Annotated in this window: 17 protein-coding genes; 5 read left to right on the top strand and 12 right to left on the bottom strand. The window is 54.3% G+C overall.

Annotation, left to right across the window (positions count from 1 at the left end; translation table 11 throughout):
- Nucleotides 1-356 precede the first annotated feature (356 nt).
- Both E1H13_RS13415 and E1H13_RS13410 read left to right on the top strand, forming a co-directional pair.
- Nucleotides 357-1343: an L-lactate dehydrogenase gene (locus E1H13_RS13415; RefSeq protein ID WP_169613922.1), complete on the top strand. Its 987-nt coding sequence runs from the start codon at nucleotides 357-359 to the stop codon at nucleotides 1341-1343.
- A 12-nt stretch (nucleotides 1344-1355) separates the two neighbouring features.
- Nucleotides 1356-3014, top strand: a complete 1659-nt coding sequence (locus E1H13_RS13410) for an L-lactate permease (RefSeq protein WP_169613921.1) — start codon at nucleotides 1356-1358, stop codon at nucleotides 3012-3014.
- A 7-nt stretch (nucleotides 3015-3021) separates the two neighbouring features.
- On the opposite strand, the gene E1H13_RS27280 is transcribed toward E1H13_RS13410, so the two are convergent.
- From E1H13_RS27280 to E1H13_RS13390, 4 genes are all read right to left on the bottom strand, one after another.
- Nucleotides 3022-3300 (bottom strand): helix-turn-helix domain-containing protein, encoded by a 279-nt coding sequence (locus E1H13_RS27280; RefSeq protein ID WP_240966622.1) that lies wholly within the window; start codon nucleotides 3298-3300, stop codon nucleotides 3022-3024.
- A gap of 208 nt (nucleotides 3301-3508) precedes the next feature.
- Entirely contained in the window at nucleotides 3509-3976 is a 468-nt protein-coding gene (locus E1H13_RS27275) for a hypothetical protein (protein ID WP_240966617.1), read from the bottom strand.
- 40 nt (nucleotides 3977-4016) lie between these two features.
- Nucleotides 4017-4763 carry an alpha/beta hydrolase gene (locus E1H13_RS13395; RefSeq protein ID WP_169613949.1) on the bottom strand — a complete coding sequence of 249 codons (747 nt, stop codon included), beginning with the start codon at nucleotides 4761-4763 and terminating at the stop codon, nucleotides 4017-4019.
- A gap of 109 nt (nucleotides 4764-4872) precedes the next feature.
- Complete coding sequence (locus E1H13_RS13390) at nucleotides 4873-5898, bottom strand: chlorophyll a/b binding light-harvesting protein (protein WP_169613919.1); 1026 nt, start codon at nucleotides 5896-5898, stop codon at nucleotides 4873-4875.
- Between the two features lie 799 nt (nucleotides 5899-6697).
- On the opposite strand from E1H13_RS13390, the gene E1H13_RS13385 reads away from it, so the two are divergent.
- Entirely contained in the window at nucleotides 6698-7168 is a 471-nt protein-coding gene (locus tag E1H13_RS13385) for a Dps family protein (RefSeq protein WP_169613948.1), read from the top strand.
- Between the two features lie 16 nt (nucleotides 7169-7184).
- On the top strand, nucleotides 7185-7808 hold the full coding sequence (locus tag E1H13_RS13380; RefSeq protein WP_169613918.1) for a DUF1003 domain-containing protein: 624 nt from the start codon (nucleotides 7185-7187) through the stop codon (nucleotides 7806-7808).
- A 318-nt stretch (nucleotides 7809-8126) separates the two neighbouring features.
- Here the strand turns inward: E1H13_RS13380 and E1H13_RS13375 are convergent, their stop codons facing one another.
- The 4 genes from E1H13_RS13375 to E1H13_RS13360 all read right to left on the bottom strand — a co-directional run bounded on the left by E1H13_RS13375 (nucleotide 8127) and on the right by E1H13_RS13360 (nucleotide 13637).
- Nucleotides 8127-8966, bottom strand: a complete 840-nt coding sequence (locus tag E1H13_RS13375; protein ID WP_169613917.1) for a nitrate ABC transporter ATP-binding protein — start codon at nucleotides 8964-8966, stop codon at nucleotides 8127-8129.
- Nucleotides 8967-9204: 238 nt separating this feature from the next.
- Nucleotides 9205-11205 (bottom strand): nitrate ABC transporter ATP-binding protein, encoded by a 2001-nt coding sequence (locus E1H13_RS13370; RefSeq protein WP_169613916.1) that lies wholly within the window; start codon nucleotides 11203-11205, stop codon nucleotides 9205-9207.
- A gap of 193 nt (nucleotides 11206-11398) precedes the next feature.
- Nucleotides 11399-12244, bottom strand: a complete 846-nt coding sequence (gene ntrB, locus E1H13_RS13365; protein WP_169613915.1) for a nitrate ABC transporter permease — start codon at nucleotides 12242-12244, stop codon at nucleotides 11399-11401.
- Between the two features lie 79 nt (nucleotides 12245-12323).
- On the bottom strand, nucleotides 12324-13637 hold the full coding sequence (locus E1H13_RS13360) for a CmpA/NrtA family ABC transporter substrate-binding protein (RefSeq protein ID WP_347404158.1): 1314 nt from the start codon (nucleotides 13635-13637) through the stop codon (nucleotides 12324-12326).
- Nucleotides 13638-14380: 743 nt separating this feature from the next.
- Here E1H13_RS13360 and E1H13_RS13355 point away from each other — a divergent pair.
- On the top strand, nucleotides 14381-15304 hold the full coding sequence (locus tag E1H13_RS13355; protein ID WP_169613913.1) for a pentapeptide repeat-containing protein: 924 nt from the start codon (nucleotides 14381-14383) through the stop codon (nucleotides 15302-15304).
- Between the two features lie 7 nt (nucleotides 15305-15311).
- On the opposite strand, the gene E1H13_RS13350 is transcribed toward E1H13_RS13355, so the two are convergent.
- From E1H13_RS13350 to E1H13_RS13335, 4 genes are all read right to left on the bottom strand, one after another.
- On the bottom strand, nucleotides 15312-16211 hold the full coding sequence (locus E1H13_RS13350; RefSeq protein ID WP_169613912.1) for a ChaN family lipoprotein: 900 nt from the start codon (nucleotides 16209-16211) through the stop codon (nucleotides 15312-15314).
- Nucleotides 16212-16213: 2 nt separating this feature from the next.
- Entirely contained in the window at nucleotides 16214-16444 is a 231-nt protein-coding gene (locus E1H13_RS13345) for a hypothetical protein (RefSeq protein ID WP_169613911.1), read from the bottom strand.
- Between the two features lie 153 nt (nucleotides 16445-16597).
- Nucleotides 16598-17071, bottom strand: coding sequence for a thioredoxin domain-containing protein (locus E1H13_RS13340; RefSeq protein WP_206070463.1), 474 nt, complete (start codon nucleotides 17069-17071; stop codon nucleotides 16598-16600).
- A 33-nt stretch (nucleotides 17072-17104) separates the two neighbouring features.
- The gene (locus E1H13_RS13335) at nucleotides 17105-17869 is read right to left on the bottom strand and encodes a hypothetical protein (protein ID WP_240966615.1); all 765 of its coding nucleotides are present in this window, start codon (nucleotides 17867-17869) and stop codon (nucleotides 17105-17107) included.
- Between the last annotated feature and the right edge of the window lie 53 nt (nucleotides 17870-17922).

Genomic DNA, 17922 nt, shown 5'->3' with positions numbered 1-17922 from the left:
CGATCAGAATTTTGTGTGATACCAAATCCGAGTCACACAACCCCAATTCCCGAAAGGTCTATCGTAGGGTGCATAGCGCCAAGGGCGCGGCTCTGCCTACGCGGCTAAAGAGCCATCCGGGAACGCCCTAGTACACCAAGGCAGAAATCAACCTACTGTTCAGGACGCTTAAAATCCTTGCGCAGCAACAACTTTTCACCTTGAACTTTGCATTTTGAATTCCGCGTAGCGGTACTAGTCGCTTTGGTTAGCCGCAATGCACCGCTGGGGTATTGGGGATAGCTTGGTATACAGTAGCAACGACACCGTCTTGTCCCTAAGGGAAGATAAGGTCTGTCGTTATCCCTGGTGAGCTGATGTTTGACGCCCTATTCACCCCCAACCCGATTACTGAGTTGCATGTGGACCCGCTGCGCCCCCTCAAGGGAGTGATTATTGGGGCGGGGCAGGTGGGTTTGGCCTGTGCCTACGCCATGTTAATTCAGAATGTGCTGGACGAAATGGTGCTAGTGGACATCAACCAGGAACGGCTGATTGGGGAAGTGATGGATCTAGAACAGGGGATGTCTTTTGTGCAGCCCACTACGATTAAGGCGGGCACTCTGGCTGATGCCGCTGGGGCCGACATTGTGATTCTGACGGCTGGGGCCGCCCAAAAGCCGGGGGAAACCCGGCTGGATCTGGTGCAAAAAAATGTGGAAATTTTGAAGTCGCTGATTCCTGACATTGTGAGCCATTGCCCGGAAGCCATTTTGCTGATTGTATCGAACCCAGTAGATGTGCTCACCTATGCCGCATGGAAGCTATCGGGACTGCCTAAGGCCCGGGTGTTGGGGTCGGGTACGGTACTGGACAGTGGCCGGTTTCGGTTTTTGCTGGGCCGCCACTTGGGCATCGACCCCCGTAGTTTGCACGCCTACATCATTGGGGAACATGGGGATAGCGAGGTGCCCTTTTGGAGCGAGGCCAATGTGGCAGGGACGCCCCTCTACTATGACGGCATGCCCGCCAACGAACGGGGCATTTTAGATGATATTTTTCAGCAGACGAAGCATGCCGCCTACGAAATCATTAGCCGCAAGGGCTATACCAACTATGCTGTTGGGCTAGCGGTGGCCCAGATTGTGCAGGCCATCATTCGCGACCAAAATCGGGTCTTTAGTGTCAGCTGTATCTTAGATGAAATTTGTGGGGTCCAGGATGTCAGCCTGAGTATTCCAGCGGTGGTGGGCAGAACTGGGGTGAATCGACTGTTGAAGCTCTCCCTCAACGATCTGGAACGGGATCAGCTCAAAACGTCGGCCCAAACTCTGCGTGATGTGATTAATCAGATTCGGTTTTAGAAGTCCTGCCCCATGTCTTTGCTACTTGCTTTTTTCATCGCCCTGCTGCCGATTGTGACCGTATTTTTGCTGCTGGTGGTAGGTCGACGCCCCGCTAGCCAGGCGATGCCGGGTGCGTTGGCGGTGACGATCGCGATCGCGGTCTTGATCTGGCAGGTGCCGCTGCCCCACATCGCCGCTTCCCTGGTGCAAGGGGTGGTGATTGCCGCCGAGATTTTGTTCATTGTGTTTGGGGCGATTTTGCTGCTGAATGTGCTGCAGGGGTCAGGGGCGATCGCGGTGATTCGCCAGAGCCTCTTGGGCCTATCCCCCGATCGCCGGGTGCAGATGATTATCATTGCCTGGCTGTTTGGCAGCTTTATTGAAGGGGCCTCTGGGTTTGGTACCCCTGCGGTCATTTGTGTGCCCCTGCTGGTGGCGGTGGGTTTTCCGGCCCTGGCGGCAGTGATTGCAGCACTGATTATCCAAAGCACTCCCTCCACCTATGGGGCCGTGGGTACGCCGTTGCTGTTTGGCATGGACACGGGCCTGGCCGGTGCCCCCAACGTCGAGGCGGCCCTGGCGGCCCAAGGGCTGGATAACTTGACCTATATTGCCCGAGTGGGGGGACAAGCGGGTTTGATCCACGCCGCCATTGGCAGCCTGATTCCGCTGATTTTAGTGGTCACCATTACCCGCCTGTTTGGCCAGGGAGAATCCCAGCAGGACGGCTGGGCCCTATGGCCCTTTTGTCTGGTGGCTGGGTTAGCGTTTACGGTCCCCTATAGCCTGACCGCAGTGTTACTAGGACCAGAGTTTCCAGCCATGATTGGCGGTTTGGTGGGGTTGGGCATCATCGTTGTGGTAGTGCGCCGGGGGTGGCTACAGCCTCAGCAACCCTGGGATTTTCCTGCCCCTGACACCTGGCCTGACATCTGGTCTGGCAGTGTAACCCCGCATCTAGCCCCTCCCCTCAAACCGATGACGGTGTTGACCGCCTGGTTGCCCTATGTGCTGTTGGGTTTGTTGCTAGTGCTGTCGCGGCTAGAGGCATTGCCCCTGAGGGGGTGGCTACAGTCGTTAAGGCCAGGATGGCCGACTATTTTTGGTACCACGATTACGGTCACTTCTACCCCCCTTTACCTGCCTGCCACCATGTTTTTGGTGGTGGTGGTCATTACCTATTTTTTACACCGGATGAAACCCCAGGACATCCAAATGGCCCTGGGACGCGCCGTTCCCATATTGCGAAAAACCGCCCTGGCCCTGGGGGCGGCGGTACTGATGGCCCGGGTGTTTATTAACTCGGATGTGAATGGGGCCGGGCTGGCCAGTATGCCCCTGACCCTGGCGGCGGGCATGTCGGCGATCGCCGGGCAAACCTGGCCGCTATTTGCGGCGATCGTGGGGATGGTAGGCTCCTTTGTGGCGGGCAGTGTCACCGTCAGCAATATGATGTTTTCTCTGTTTCAGTTTGGGGTGGCCGAGGCCATTGGTAAGGTGCCCGAAACGATTCTGGCGCTGCAAACGGTAGGGGCCTCGGCGGGCAATGTGTTTTGCGTATCCAACATCGTAGCGGCGGCGGCTACGGTGGGGTTACTGGGGCGCGAGGGCATCATCATCCGTCAACTGCTGCCGGTAGTGGTGTATTACCTGGTGATGGCAGGCTTGTTGGGTCTCTTGGTGGCTTAGATGTCCCTTAAGTCCCTACTGATATACGCTCCTCGGTTACCGCTGGCAGCAGCAGTGCCCGATGGGTACGGGGGCTAGCGCCATAGGCCATCTGCTTTCTAAGCCGCACAATTTTTCCTTGCTGTTCTAGTCGCGACAATAGCCGAGTAACGGTGACTCGGCTACTGCCAAGGGTTTCGGCAAGTTGGTGGTGGGTGAGGATGGCGTCTAAAAGTAACCCTTGAGGGGTGGATTGACCAAACCGCTGGGCCAGCCAATGCAGCAGTGCCAGCAACCGGTCTGTCATTTGGGGATTATGCAAAATGTGGAACAGTTCTTGGCTACGCCACAGATGGGTCAGGAGGAGCTCTTGCCAATAGCGGCTTTGGCTGCCCAGGGGCACTTCGGCCACCGCCACCGACGTCAGACATTCCACCTGGTAGGGGGTCGTGGGGCTAAGGGGGAGACCGACAATATCTCCCTGGCCCCAGATTCCTAGGATAGTCAAGTAGCCACTATCGCTCCAGGTGAAGGTGCGGACAATGCCCTGTTCGATCAGCCAAACGCGATCGCGGCTGAGGGGTAGATGGGTCTTGGGGGTAAACGTTTGCAGAATAGACAGTTGGGGGCGATACATGGTGAGTAGCAGAGGGATGGAATAACGTCGCGAAGGTAATCGATAACCTGGGCACCAGAGGCTTGCCCTGGACAGGGGGGGCAGACGGGGACCACCCTGGTTCAACCTGTTCGTAGTCTTGGCAGGTGATGGCCACCTCTGAACCAGCGTCTATGGGATGTACCGGACATTTTAGGTAGGGGCTACCGGTGTAAAACCGACAGCGGTAGCAGGGAATTTGATGCAGCCGCCTCAGCCGTCTGATACCGTCATCTAGGGCGAACAGAATCGCCAGGGTAAAGGCCAGCACTGTGACCCAAATGGCTGCAGGCATCAACACCGCAAGAACTGTCTCAGAAGCAGACATAGGCAGTAAAACTTGACACTAAATACTCAACACGTCGGACTTAGCAGGCCTGTTCTAAGCTCAAGGGGCAGATCAACGCCGGTGTGGTCGTGGCCCAAAAGCTAAGAATTTGGTTGGCCACCACCTGCGGATGAACTGAATGGAAAAAATGGCGACCGTCAGGACATTGCCAAATGCGATCGCCGGGTTTTAGCCAGGGACGCCAGCCTTGAATTTGCTCTGGGTCAGTGACCCCATCGTCAGCACTGCCACACACCAACAGCGGCACCGGTACCGAACCGGGGAAAAGACTGACTCGCTTGACCAGGGAATGGGGGGAGAGGGATTGGGATAATTCCTGCTCTAGTAACCGCACCCAGCCGTGCACCAGCGGTCGAGCCTGGTGGCCAAACAGGGTGTACACCATCTGCGACAACACCTGGTAACGGCTACAGGGCATGGTCTCTAGCTGAGCATAATAATGGGACTGCCAGTCCACCATGGGGTTAACCCCCACCGATAGCAAGGTCAGCGACTTCACCCGGTGGCTATGTTGGCGAGCATATAGGAGGCCTAGCAGTCCTCCAGTACCGTGGCCCAAAAGATGCAGGGGGCGATCGCAGCCCTTGATGTAGTCATGGAGTAGGGTCATGGCCACCTCCAAGCTGCTGGGTTCATCCGGCGTTTGGCAATAGGCCCAGTGGGTTACAGAGGTATGTCCAGCCAGAGATTGTAGCAGCCTACGATCAAGTCTCTGGAAACTAGGACTAACGTTGATCCACACGGCGTCTGGAGAGTTGGAAGGCATCATGGCCAAGACATTCCTTGTGTCTAGTAAGTTAAAAATTAGGAAAGGGGGGCAGGATGTTGGAGCCCTTTATTGCCCCCCAAAAGAGAGGAGAGACCAACGTTGAAAGTTAGGATTCGACGGCGCTTAGGGCCTTCTCTACCCGGCGAAAGTCAAATCCAATCGCTCGCAGGGCATGCCACAGGTGTCCCTGTAAAAATAGAAACGCCAGAATAAAGTGCGCATTAGCCAGCCAACAACGGGAGGTGTGGGCATTGAGGGGCAGCACCACGGTGTCAGCAAAATAGGGCATCACCCCCAGCTTCACCTCCAAGGGAGGACCGTAGAACTCTGGCGGATAGGCTAAGGTATTGACCGCACAGAAGTAGGCCGCCACAAATCCAGCCAGGGCAATGCCTCCCAAGGAGTAGGACAAAATCGCTTCCCCGGAAAACAGCAGCAGGTTTTTAGCCCATTTCAGAGGCGGTACCAAAATATGCCAGATACCTCCTGCAATCAGCAGTACCCCCACAAAGACATGACCACCGACCAAATCTTCCAGGCTGCTGACGCTAGCAAAGTGGGTTTGATAGCCATAAATTACCAGGGGATCGAGGGTCGGCTGTACCGTCCGCACCGTTTGAGTCGTAGCATCGTACAGACCACCCCAGAGGGTCGCTTTCGCTACCAGCAGCAAGGCCCCAGCCCCTAAAAACAGCAGGTGATGGCCTAGAATCAAGCCCAGCTTAGCGGGGTCATCCCACTCAAAGTGGAATTTACGAGCTTGCCCTTGGGCTTGCTTCAGGTCCGCTGGCGCCTTAAAGGTATGAAACAGAGCACCAGCTCCTAGGACTGCAGACGAAATCAGATGCACTGCCCCCACCACAAAGTAGGGGTAGGTATCAACAATCTGACCCCCATCCCCGACGCCTAGACCCAGGGTGGCTAGGTGGGGCAGCAAAATCAGCCCCTGTTCCCCCATGGGGATGCTTGGGTCAAACCAAGACAGCTCGAATAAGGTAAAAGCCCCGGCCCACAGGGTAATTAGCGCCGCTTGGCCCACATGGGCTGAAATAAACAACCCAGATAGGTTGGCGAATCGGGCATTGCCCGCCCACCAGTTGTAGGTAACATCAGTATTTCCATAGGTTTGCATAGTATTCGATCCTCCAAGGACAGTAGCCTCAATGCGGATTGAGAGCTTATTGAGCTTTATTCTCAACAAGTTGATTCCACCACAAATCGGAATAGTTCTCAATAGTAATTGGTTAACTTTTGTTGCGAAAAATTGGTTTGGCTCAGTCACAGGCAGCTCATTCGCTTGCTGCTTGGTGCTTGCGCGGTTTATATAAAGCTTGACGTTTTTCCAGAGTTGAGTGACTCTATGGCTTGGCCAAGCTGATCATGGCAGGTTCTGCAAACGAGAGCTTGCGGTTTATGGCTGCGGTTCATGGCCAGCCAAAGAATACTTGTTTGATAAAATTTAATCTCATTACTGAGCTAGCTAAGGAGATTTCTGGAAACGAAGATCCCTGCCCTATCCGGCGACTGCAACCACCGTAGGGTGGGCATTGCCCACCATTAGAGAGAAAGTTTTCCAGAAGTCGCCTAAGGGCAGTGAACGCTGCGGCCCTCAGTCAGCAGCCCCTAACCAGGGGGGCAGGCCTGGGATGAATCAGCACGGTCGACGGCTATGGGTTTGTCTGCCCTGGGGCAGATTGCGGTGAGACTTAGGTTTTTGTTAGCTTGGCTGAATCTATGATTGTGTGAAGAAGGCTTGGCTTGCCCCTGGCCTAAATGCCAGGCCAAATGCAGGCAGGGTCACCACTTCTCTAAGGGCAGCAGGCAGCATTGATCAAGCTGTACTAGCGATTAATTCCGGTGCCTGTTGTCATTCATTTATTGTGACGAGGATATAAACCATGGCCAAGAAAACTGCCGCTGAAACCGCTGTCATGCCCATCGACATTGGCATCGACGAAAAAGATCGGCAGGCGATCGCCGATGGACTATCAAAGTTGTTGGCTGACACCTACACTCTGTACCTCAAAACCCACAACTTCCATTGGAATGTGACCGGCCCCATGTTCCAAACCCTGCACCTAATGTTTGAAGAGCAATACAACGAGTTGGCCCTGGCGGTCGATCAAATTGCCGAGCGCATTCGGGCCCTAGGCTTTCCGGCACCGGGCACCTATAAAGCCTTTGGCAAACTATCGTCTATCCAAGAAGATGATGGCGTGCCAGTTGCTGAGGACATGATTCGCCAATTGGTGGAAGGGCAAGAGGCAGTGGTGCGCACAGCGCGATCGGTATTTCCAGCGGTAGACAAGGCCCATGACGAGCCCACCGCTGATCTGCTAACCCAGCGTATGCAGGTGCATGAGAAAACGGCCTGGATGCTGCGTAGTTTACTCGCTAAGTAGGGTGGGATAGCTTTCCATGACCGACTCGACCAGAGTAACTAGCCGGTTTGGCTGGCGTGGGCGGCGCCGGATTATCACCGCTCCTTTACCGGATCCTGTGGCTGAAAACATTGAGGCGATTATTGAAATTCACCGCCAGGAAGCCCAAGACACTCCGCTACAAGAACGGTTGTTGGCTTCTGTGGCGGCGTTTTTTAGCCGTCCGGCCTTTCTCTATGGGCTGGTTGTTAGTCTAGGGCTCTGGCTGGGGGGCCACTTCATCAACTCTTTGGGGGTGCTACCCTTTACCCTGCCGGTATTTAGCTGGGAAGAGCAGGGGCTTGATGCGGCGGCCCTGTTGATTTCAACCGGGGTACTGATTCGCCAAACCCGCCAGGAAAGCTTTGCCGAGCAGCGCACCCAGCTGATGTTGCAGTTGAACCTGCTGTCTGAGAAAAAAATCGCCAAAATCATTGCCCTGCTGGAGGAACTGCGAGAGGACATTCCCAACATGGCACAGCGCCACGACCCAGAAGCCGAGGTGATGCAGCAGGCGGCTGACCCCCTGACGGTGCTAGAAGCCCTAAAAGAGACCTTGAAACAAGAAATTGCTGCGGAAGAGCCGTTAATCAATTCCACTGATGCAAAGCTGGGAGATTGAGTGGCGAGGATCTACTACATGACTTGCCTCAAAATCAGTCCAATAAAGCATTAAAGCGGTCGACTAAGGCTTGACGCCGTCGAAAGCAAACTGCTTTGTAAGCCTCTACAATCTGTTGAGCCACCATACCTTGTACTTGGGTAATCGCCGGGTCAATCTATGGTTTAACGAAAATCAGCCTTGCCTGGTTCAACTCACCCAACTGGTAATGCCTGCGGCCACAACCTATCGGCTACAAGTTTTGGTAGCGGCCCAAAATCTGTCAGCTACCTCATTTTTTTTGGAGGTGCCTTGTCTCCAAACGGCTGATGAGGCCCATTACTCGGTGTCGTCATGGGCATAGCGGTTGTAGAGGAAGTCGAGGGCTTCGTTGCGCAGTTCGTAGAACTTCGGATCTTCCATCAGGCGGCTGCGATCGCGGGGCCGGTCAAAGGGCACCATCATAATCTCGCCAACTTTGGCAGCGGGGCCATTGGTCATCATCACAATCCGATCGGCGAGGAACAGGGCTTCATCGATATCGTGGGTGATCATCAGCACCGTGATTTTGTGATCTCGCCAGATGGTGAGCAGTTCTTCTTGCAGTTCTTCCCGGGTGATAGGGTCGAGGGCACCAAAGGGTTCGTCTAAAATCAGCACCTTAGGACGCAGGGCCAGGGCTCGGGCAATGCAGACCCGCTGTTTCATGCCCCCAGACAGGGCACCGGGCTTTTTGTTGGCCACATCAGCTAAACCCACCATGGCCAGGTGTTCCATGACGATGCGCTTTTTCACCTTTTCTGGCTTGTTAGGGAATACGGACTTCACCCCCAGGTAAATATTGTCGTAGGCCGTCAGCCAGGGCAGCAGGGAATAGTTTTGAAACACCACCATGCGATCGGGGCCGGGCTCTTGGATGGGCTGAGTTTCTAGACGTACTTGGCCTTGGGTAGGCTGGCGAAACCCGGCCACCATATCTAGCAACGTTGACTTGCCACAGCCCGAGTGACCAATGACACAGACAAATTCTCCTTCGTTAACCACTAGGTCAATGCCATCGAGCACCACAAAGTCGCCCTTGGGGGTGGGGTAAACCTTGGACAGGTTATCAATTACCAGAAAGGGTTCTTGGGTGAGCAGTTGGGAATGAGCGTTGGTAGGAGAGTTAAGCACTTGCATAGTCTGGGTAGGTGTGTGGGTGGATGGGTGGATGGGTGGATGGGTGGATGGGTGGATGGGTGGATGGGTGGATGGGTGGATGGGTGGATGGGTGGATGGGTGCCCTTCGACTCCGCTCAGGGCACGAGGTCAGGATACTCAGGGCACGAGGTCAGGATACTCAGGGCACGAGGTCAGGATACTCAGGGCACGAGTTAAGGATACTCAGGGCACGAGGTCAGGATACTCAGGGCACGAGTTAAGAAACTGAAACAGACTCCATCGGCACTTCTTCAATCCGCAGGTCGCGCTTGATGGCAAACTTCTCTAGATATTTCAGCGGTTCGTCAGGATCAAACTGGATGCCATCAAAGAGCTGGGTGGGACGGCGATCGCGGCCAATATCCAGCAGCCCCAGTTCTCGAGCAGCCTGGCCAAAGATATCGGCCCGCTTCACCCGCTCCGCCACTTCCAGCCAGTTTCGGGGGAAGGGGGTAATGCCCCAGCGGGCCATCTGAGTCATTAGCCAGACGGCCTCCGACACATCGGGGTAGTTGGCCTTGCCGGTAAAGAACTGAATGTAGTTCAGCACCTGGCTGGGCTCGCTGCCGTCGCCCCGGTCATAGGGATCTAGGAAACCCTGGCGAATGTAGGGTTCTGACGCGCCCACATACTCGGGTCGAGCCAGCAACTCAGCAATCTCTTCCCGATTGCGGCGATCGTCACAGTATTCGCAGGCTTCGAGCAGGGCTTTAACCAGAGCCACATGGGTTTTGGGGTACTGGTTGGCCCAGGTTTCGGTCACCCCTAGCACTTTTTCAAGGTGGCCAGGCCAAATGTCATTGTCGATGGCCATCACCACCCCTATGCCTTCCTGCACCGCCCGCACATTCCAGGGCTCGCCAACACAGTAGCCGTCGATGGTGCCCGCCTTCAAGTTTGAGGCCATCTGGGCTGGGGGAATTACCGTCACACTGACATCGCGATCGGGGTCGATGCCACCGCTGGCCAGCCAGTAGCGCAGCAGCAGGTTATGCATGGAGGTGGGGTGTACCGCCGCCAGGGTGTGGACTTGGTCGGGACGGCGATCCAGGGCAGCTTTGAAGTCTGCCAGGGAGCGGACCCCCTGGTCGTAGAGGTGCTTGCTAAAGGTAATGGCGTTGCCGTTGCGGCTGAGGGTAAGGGCGCTGACCATGGGTCGGGGGCGCTGGTTGCCGTAGCCCAGGGTAATGCCCAGGGGCATGCCTGCCACCATCATGGCGGCATCCAGGCGACCGGTGGTGACCCCATCGGCGATCGCATTCCAGCTGGGTTCTCGATTCAGGGTGACATTAGCCAGACCGTGGGCCTCAAAAAAGCCCATTTCTTTGGCCACCACCAGCGGGGCACAGTCGACCAGCGGAATAAAGCCCAGTTCTAGATTCACCTTTTCCAGGCCGTTGGCCGCCATCGCCACCACGGGTTTGGCCTTGTGCTGCTTAGCCCGCTTCTGCTGGTTTAAGAAGTAGACAATCTCGTTGCGCAGGCTGTAGTAGTTGGGGTGCTTCACCACCTCCATCCGCTCCCGGGGTCGCGGAAAGGGCACATCCACAATCTGGCCCACATGGGCTTCGGGGCCGTTGGTCATCAGCACTACCCGGTCAGACAGCAGCAGGGCCTCATCCACATCGTGGGTGACCATGATGCAGGTGACCTCATTTTCCTGGCAGATTTTCATGAGCTGCTCTTGTAGCCCGCCCCGGGTAAGGGCGTCGAGGGCACCAAAAGGCTCATCCAGCAGCAGCAGCTTCGGCCGAATCGCCAAAGCTCGGGCAATGGCTACCCGCTGCTTCATACCCCCAGAGATTTCCCCAGGCCGCTTGTGGGCCGCTTTTTGTAGGCCAACCAGCTCAATATGGTGATCGATCATCCGGTTGCGCACCGGTTTGGGATGCTTTTGCATCACCTGGTTCACCGCCAGGGCAATATTTTCTCGCACCGTCAGCCAGGGCAGCAGGGAGTAATTTTGAAACACCACCATGCGATCGGGACCGGGCTCGGTCACTTGCCGCCCTTCTAGCACAATGCCCCCAACGGTGGGTTTATCGAGCCCCGAGAGAATGTTCAACAGGGTAGACTTGCCACAGCCCGAGTGGCCCACTAGGGAAACAAACTCCCCCTTATGAACTTGCAGATCAATGTTCTTCAGGGCAATATACTGACCCCCTTCGGGCAGTTTAAAGACGCGATCGACGTGGTCAACTTCAACAAAAACAGCCATGGTGCGACAGGAATAGAGTGCAGACGAACAGCAGGATTTCGGAGGTCCCTTTTAGGGAATGTTGAATGAATGCATGTTGACGATGAGAGGGTAGGGTGGGCATCGCCCACCACAAACTTTTGGCAGAATCACAGATTAATTTTGGGAAACCGGGAATGAAATGGCGGGCACTGCCCACTGAACGAAGCGTTGATTACTGCTTCTGCTCTTCCGGCAAGACCAAGCCTCCAATAAACACAATCAGTCGATCTAGCAACAGCCCCACAATACCCACGTAGACAATGGCGATAATAATGTCGCTCATGCGAGAGCTATTCCAGGCATCCCAGATAAAGAACCCAATACCGACACCGCCAATCAACATTTCTGCAGCCACGATCGCCAGCCAAGACAGACCAATGCCAATCCGTAAACCCGTAAAAATATAGGGGACAGTGGATGGAAACAGAATCTTGAAGAAGTACTCGCGCCTTGAGAGCCGCAATACTCGGGCTACGTTGTTATAGTCCTGGGGAATTTGCAGCACTCCCTCTGTAGTATTGATGATGATCGGCCAGATTGCCGTAATAAAAATTACGAAAATAGCCGCTGGGTTAGCCTGTTGAAACGCGGCCAAAGAAATGGGTAACCAGGCCAGGGGGGGGATGGTACGCAAAATTTGAAATAGCGGGTCCAGGGCCTTGTACATCAGGCTGCTGGTGCCGATCAAGATGCCTAAGCCAATACCAACGATCGCGGCTAAGGAAAAGCCCAAAGCTACCCGTTGCAAACTGGTGAACACCTGCCAGAACAAGCCTTTATCATTACCACCGTAGTCAAAAAATGGGTTGATAATCAGTTCCCAGGTTTCAGTCACGGTGCGCACTGGGCTAGGCAAATTGGCATCGGGGCTCATCGTAAAAATTTGCCAGATCACCAGGAAAATCAGGAATGCGATCGCAGCTGGGATCAACTCTTTAATTTGGTGCAGAACATGACCAAGTAACCGCTGGGGGGTAAAGCGCGATCGCGTGGGCCGAACATCAAGGGGTGCAGTCATGGATGGTTTGATCTCCAGAGATTACGGCAGGAAAGAGGGTTTACCTCCACGGCTTTAGCCACGGAGGCAGAGAAAACGCTTAAATCCGCTTAATGTCAAGGCTGTCTAGATAGCCTTGGGGATCTTCGGGGTCGAAGATAGTCCCGTCGAAGAAGGTCTCTACACCTCGGGAGGTGCTTTCAGGAATCATGTCAGCTTGACCGATTGCCTCGGCGGCTTCACGCCACAGATCTTCCCGATTGACAGCTTCCACCATGGCGTTGATATCGGTATCAGCCGGTAGGTAACCCCAGCGAATATTTTCGGTTAAGAACCACAGGTCGTGACTCTTGAAAGGATAGGAAGCGTAATCATCCCAGTATTTCTGCATCAAATCTGGCAGTTCCTCTACTCTGCCATTGCCAAAGTCAAACTTGCCCACCGAGCGGTCAATGATGTCTTCAAAAGGCACATTAAACCAGGCTCGCCGAGAGAGAATCTGGCACATTTCCTCTTTATTTTCAGGCTGGCTACACCACATTTGCCCCTCTAAAGTACCCATCAACAGCGCCTTAGCCGCCTTAGGATTCTGATCAACCCAATCAGCCCGCATACCTAGGGCCTTCTCTGGGTGATCTCGCCAAATTTCTCCGGTGGTCAAGGCATTGTAGCCAACATCTTGGTTCACTGTTTGTAGAGGCCAGGGTTCACCCACACAGAAGGCATCCATATTGCCGACACGCACATTAGCCACCATCTGGGGCGGCGGAACAACGATGGTCGACACATCTTGATCGGGGTCAATGCCGCCCGCTGCCAACCAGTAGCGAATCCAGAGATCGTGGGTGCCACCGGGAAAAGTCATGGCGGCCCGCAGATCAGCCCCAGCCGCTTTACGCTGAGCAAATGCGTCACTAAGAGGTGTGCTATCCACACCGACGTTTAGATCGGCATAATCATTGGATAAGCAAATCCCCTGGCCGTTGACGTTCAAACGAGCCAAGATATACATCGGTACCTTGCGACCATCGGTGACGATGCCCTCAGAAATCAAGTAGGGCATGGGGGTTAAGATGTGCGCCCCATCAATGCCGCCACCCCCAGATCCCAGCACCAGGTTGTCCCGAGTGGTGCCCCAGGATGCCTGCTTCTCTACAGAGACATCGGTCATGCCGTACTTAGCATAGAAGCCCTTCTCGTAGGCGATGATCAGAGGGGCTGAGTCCGTCAGGGCAATAAATCCGAGCTTGGCGGTGGGGGTTTCTGGGGCGTCGGCAGGATCAATCTCTACGTCAACCTGAGAGGTTGACCCAGGATCATTTTGACCGCAAGCATGAAGCAACAACGTGCCAGCAGCAGCCGTACCAGTTGTCATTAAAAACCTACGGCGATTCAATCGAGTCATGTTTGCAATCTCTCCAAGATTATTTGCGATTCATCAGCGAACAGAGAACATCAGGCTAAGAGGGTGTTTGAGAAGCCAAAGAGTGTCTCAGATTACACCTGGGTCGTAGACTAATGGCCTCAAGATTCAGCGTTTTTGCTGACTCTTAGCGGCAAGCCATACCTGGGACAACCCTTTTCAAACACCCTCTAAACCTAACCCAAGGGGCAAACTCCTAAGATCTTCGAAAGTACTCCTAAGTGTGTTCTATCTAAAACAGCATCCGCAGTATGAATACTGAACTCGGCTAAATAGACGAACCCAACCAGCCGTCTGAATGAAAGATTAACTGGAACTCTAAGTCAAGTTCAACATCTAGATTTGGGTTAAGAACTTAGCACAGCCAAGCATGACTTACCCTTTGGGGTTGATAAATTAGTCCAGCCGTGTAAAGCATCTATTTGAGTTATTTCAAGATTGTCAAACCTTTGAAGCCATTAAAAGTGATGATCAACATTTGAACACTCATTAAGTCATCTCAGATACTAAATACTGGGTCGTAATTTCGGATAATACTGCAGAACATAGTGATTATTTCTCAGGCTGTTTCTGCAACATTTGATTATTAAGTTATTCAAATGTCACCTGACATTTTGTATTTTTAGTTACCGTTTACCCTAAATAACGCCTCTTGTGCATAGCAGTCATGTATTCTCTGCATAACGCCCAGGGCTTAATCGGTAGAACATTAGGACTATCCATCAGGACTATCCATGACGCAACTTTCTTCTCAAGCGGTGCTGACACGGCTGAGCACAGGGCAAACCCTGCAAAAAGCTGAGCTCAGCCAAATCGACTTAACCGGTGCGATCCTGGATGGCGGAGATTTTTCAGACGCCTATTTGCGTCAGGCCCGGCTAGCCCAGGCATCGTGCCATGGGACAAACTTTGCTGGGGCCACCCTGATTCTGGCGGATTTGACCGAGGTCAATCTAGAACAGGGGGAATTGGCAGGGGCGGTACTGACCCGGGCAACGTTGGATCACAGCAACTTGAGCCAGGCTCGGGGCGCTGGGGCTAAGTTTTATGGCGCGACGATGACAGCGGTGAAAGCCCCTAAAGCCAACTTCGATCGTGCCGATTTGCAATATGTTGAGGCGCCCCAGGCAGAATTACAGGGGGCGAGCTTGGTGGGCGCGATCGCCACCCAAGCGAACTTTAGTCAGGCCAGTTTTCGGGAGGCGCGGCTGGCCCAATCCCGCTGGTGTCAGGCCACTCTGGTGGGGGTCGCCCTATATCAGGCTGATTTGGAAAGGGCTGATTTCAATGACGCCATTTTGACTGGGGCTAATTTGTCAGGGGCGAACGGTCTTAGTGCTATTTTTCAGCAGGCGGATTTGACTGGTGCCTTACTGCAAAAGACCCAGCTTAGCTATAGCGACTTTTGGAATGCCGTGCTTGTGGATGCCGATTTGCGAGGGGCTAACCTGACCCTGGCTAATTTAGAGCTGGCTAATTTAGCCGGAGCCAACTGTGTCGGGGCTAATCTCAGTCAGGCCAGCCTAGAAAATGCCCAGTTGAACGGGGCCGATTTCACTGGAGCCCAGGTCAAGGGTGCTTTGTTTACTGGATCCACAGGCTTGACTGCGGACCAAAAAGACGAACTCCGCCGCCAGGGGGCGCTGAATGTCGGCTGATGTTCCTCTAGTCCTGGCTGTACCAAAACTGGTCGGCAATGGCCGCTTCCTCGGTGGCTGCCTCCGGGGGGTTTAGCAACACAATGTGCTGGTTTAGGGACGATTCCAGGCGACGGCTAACTCGGTCAGGAATACCGTACCCATAGACAACGTGGCCCTGTCCCGCCAGCACCACCACTTGATAGTCAGGATTCTCCTGACGAAATGTGGCGATGGTCTCTGCCATGGTTTCATCCCACAGCACCTGGGCGGCAAAAAAATTGTCAAAGTCCATGCCGCCATGGGCACCATGGGCTCCAAAAGCACTAAATACAAAGGCTTGATAGGCTTCGTTGGTAATGTCGATCTGATCGAGGGGTGGAATGTAGCGAAAATCATCCCCCTCTAGACTATCTAGCCCCTGGCGAGCCACTTGGCGTACCACTTCGCTGGGGGCATTCAAGGCTAACACCGGTAACCCCTGTTCCTGGGCCAAGCGCAAAATCGGCGCATAAAATTCCCAGGGGAAGCCCCAGCGCTGTTCGTATTCAGTTTGGGCTACCAAGTCTGCTTCGGTGATCTCTCCAGCCAGATAGCGATCAATCACTGGTTGGAAAGGGCGTTGGAACATCTCTAGGGCGATTGCCACCTGGGCATTCTCGGCTTGCAACCGTTGGATAATCTCTAGCTGCGCCCTGTGGTCTGCCGCACTGTCGTGCCGTTCCCCTAGATACACCACATCAGCTTCGAGCAGCGGTTGGAAGGACTGATTTAGGTTGGCTGACTCGGCTTCGGATGCCTGTTCAGTCCCTGGGGTGGGAATGACTCCCCTGGGAGACTCTGTATAAGCGCAGGCGACCACCACCAGCAACCCACTCAGGGCCAAGGTGCTCCAGCGAACAGGTTTTGAACAGGATCGATTACCCACCCCTACGCCTCAGGTTCTTGTACTACACAGTGGCAGGCTAAGGCCACCACGCTGGCCAATATAGCCGCTGTTGGAGCTGTACAGCCAGTTATCAGCAATCCGGTATAACTCAGCAGACAAACGTTGAATACCAGCCCTATAGACGAGGTTAGCCAGTCCCCATAATCGACTAAATCGGTACATAAATGCTCGATAAACTCCAATAGTCTCAAGAATTGATTCAGTAATGCCATGGTTCAGGACCTCAATGGCGGTAGGTGATAAAGCTGGGTTTCGGGGATCGGTATCCCCTCCTGGAAGGGGCAGGGGTGGGTTATCCGGGTATCGGGTACTTCCTAACACCTAACACCTAACACCTAACACCTGACACCTGACACCTTGCCGCACTAAGCCTTCAACAGTGTGATCAAGCTGTCACTTAAGACAGACTTTGGCACCTTGCCAATAAAGCTATCAACGACAGAGCGATCGGGGCGCAGCAAGGTGAGCTGGGGTACGCCACTCACCTGGAACTGCTCGATCTGCTGGTTCCAGCGGGGGTCGTCAATATTGAGCATGACAAAGTTGACCTGCTCCCCATAGCGGTGGTGCAAGGTCTGTAGGGTGGGTGCAAGGGCCTGACAGGTGGTGCACCAGTCGGCATAGAACTCAATCAGGGTGGGCTTTTGGCTGCCCAGGGCCTGATCATAGGGCATGGCTGCTTGGGCGCTGGCTTGCAGGGCCATCAGGCCAGAGAGGGGAGAAAACCTGGGGCCTGCCTGGGGTCGAGTCAGCAGCAGGGTGGCGATCGCAAATAGACCCACCAAACCCACGGCTAGCCAGCCTTGTCCCCAGTGACTTTTCAAACCCGTCATAGCCATTGTTTTTACATCCTTAACGTCAATCCACAGGCCCTATCCCAGACCCAGGGGACCCCGGTGGTAGTACACCAGAAAAATATGAAAAACTAGCATAATCAGAAATGCCCCGACAAAAAAGAGATGGCTAGCCAGCCAAAACGCTCGCAGATTGCGAATCAGCGGCCCTTTAGTTAGGGGTCGGCGGTGGCCGGGCAGTCGCCCAAAAAACTGCCGGGAGGATTCTAAAATGCCGGTTTCGGCTCCGACCCCCACCAGGGCGGTCAGGGTGGTGCCAAAAAAGACCCAGAGAAAGAGGGCATTAAAGTTAAACCCGTTGGCACCTACGGTGTGTATCAGCACCATACCCACCAGGGCGACGCCTAGGAAAATATGCACACTGCGCCATAGCTGCATCGAGCCCGGCAGTTTAATCCGGCCAATCCAACTACGACTGCGTTTGCGAACAGTGAGCAACATCTCAACGGCCACTAATCCCACGGCTAAGAAACCCGTAATTTGTTTGTAGGCCCCTCCCCGCAGCACACCATGCAGGTCTACGGCCCGCGATCGCATGATCTCGAGGTACTGATCGCTAAACACAAAGGGAAGCAGTAGCAACGCCGTCATTAGAGTCAAGCCAATCAGCATTCTAAATGTCGGTCGTATGCCCTTAGGCCGTCGCGGCTGCCGCCGCTGGGGAGCGATTTTTTGACTATCAGGAATCGATAACTCAGGTGATATCGGCTCCCCGATGTCTGGGGAGGGGTTACCCGTTACCTGGGAGTCGGGATGTTGCGGCTCTTGCTGGTTAAACGTCATCAGCCCTGGGGGATTAACAGTACATCAGATCACTTAATAACGGACTAGTACTC

This window comes from Nodosilinea sp. P-1105 (assembly GCF_012911975.1).
Taxonomy (GTDB): domain Bacteria; phylum Cyanobacteriota; class Cyanobacteriia; order Phormidesmidales; family Phormidesmidaceae; genus Nodosilinea.
Note: the sequence above shows the minus strand (reverse complement) of the source record. Positions and strands in the feature narration are given on the sequence as shown.

Excerpts from the sequence above, each read along its gene's own strand:
- E1H13_RS13415 (WP_169613922.1), top strand. The coding sequence starts at position 357 with ATGTTTGACGCCCTATTCACCCCCAACCCGATTACTGAGTTGCATGTG.
- E1H13_RS13410 (WP_169613921.1), top strand. The coding sequence starts at position 1,356 with ATGTCTTTGCTACTTGCTTTTTTCATCGCCCTGCTGCCGATTGTGACC.
- E1H13_RS27280 (WP_240966622.1), bottom strand. The coding sequence starts at position 3,300 with ATGACAGACCGGTTGCTGGCACTGCTGCATTGGCTGGCCCAGCGGTTT.
- E1H13_RS27275 (WP_240966617.1), bottom strand. The coding sequence starts at position 3,976 with ATGTCTGCTTCTGAGACAGTTCTTGCGGTGTTGATGCCTGCAGCCATT.
- E1H13_RS13395 (WP_169613949.1), bottom strand. The coding sequence starts at position 4,763 with ATGCCTTCCAACTCTCCAGACGCCGTGTGGATCAACGTTAGTCCTAGT.
- E1H13_RS13390 (WP_169613919.1), bottom strand. The coding sequence starts at position 5,898 with ATGCAAACCTATGGAAATACTGATGTTACCTACAACTGGTGGGCGGGC.
- E1H13_RS13385 (WP_169613948.1), top strand. The coding sequence starts at position 6,698 with ATGCCCATCGACATTGGCATCGACGAAAAAGATCGGCAGGCGATCGCC.
- E1H13_RS13380 (WP_169613918.1), top strand. The coding sequence starts at position 7,185 with ATGACCGACTCGACCAGAGTAACTAGCCGGTTTGGCTGGCGTGGGCGG.
- E1H13_RS13375 (WP_169613917.1), bottom strand. The coding sequence starts at position 8,966 with ATGCAAGTGCTTAACTCTCCTACCAACGCTCATTCCCAACTGCTCACC.
- E1H13_RS13370 (WP_169613916.1), bottom strand. The coding sequence starts at position 11,205 with ATGGCTGTTTTTGTTGAAGTTGACCACGTCGATCGCGTCTTTAAACTG.
- ntrB (WP_169613915.1), bottom strand. The coding sequence starts at position 12,244 with ATGACTGCACCCCTTGATGTTCGGCCCACGCGATCGCGCTTTACCCCC.
- E1H13_RS13355 (WP_169613913.1), top strand. The coding sequence starts at position 14,381 with ATGACGCAACTTTCTTCTCAAGCGGTGCTGACACGGCTGAGCACAGGG.
- E1H13_RS13345 (WP_169613911.1), bottom strand. The coding sequence starts at position 16,444 with ATGGCATTACTGAATCAATTCTTGAGACTATTGGAGTTTATCGAGCAT.
- E1H13_RS13340 (WP_206070463.1), bottom strand. The coding sequence starts at position 17,071 with ATGGCTATGACGGGTTTGAAAAGTCACTGGGGACAAGGCTGGCTAGCC.
- E1H13_RS13335 (WP_240966615.1), bottom strand. The coding sequence starts at position 17,869 with ATGACGTTTAACCAGCAAGAGCCGCAACATCCCGACTCCCAGGTAACG.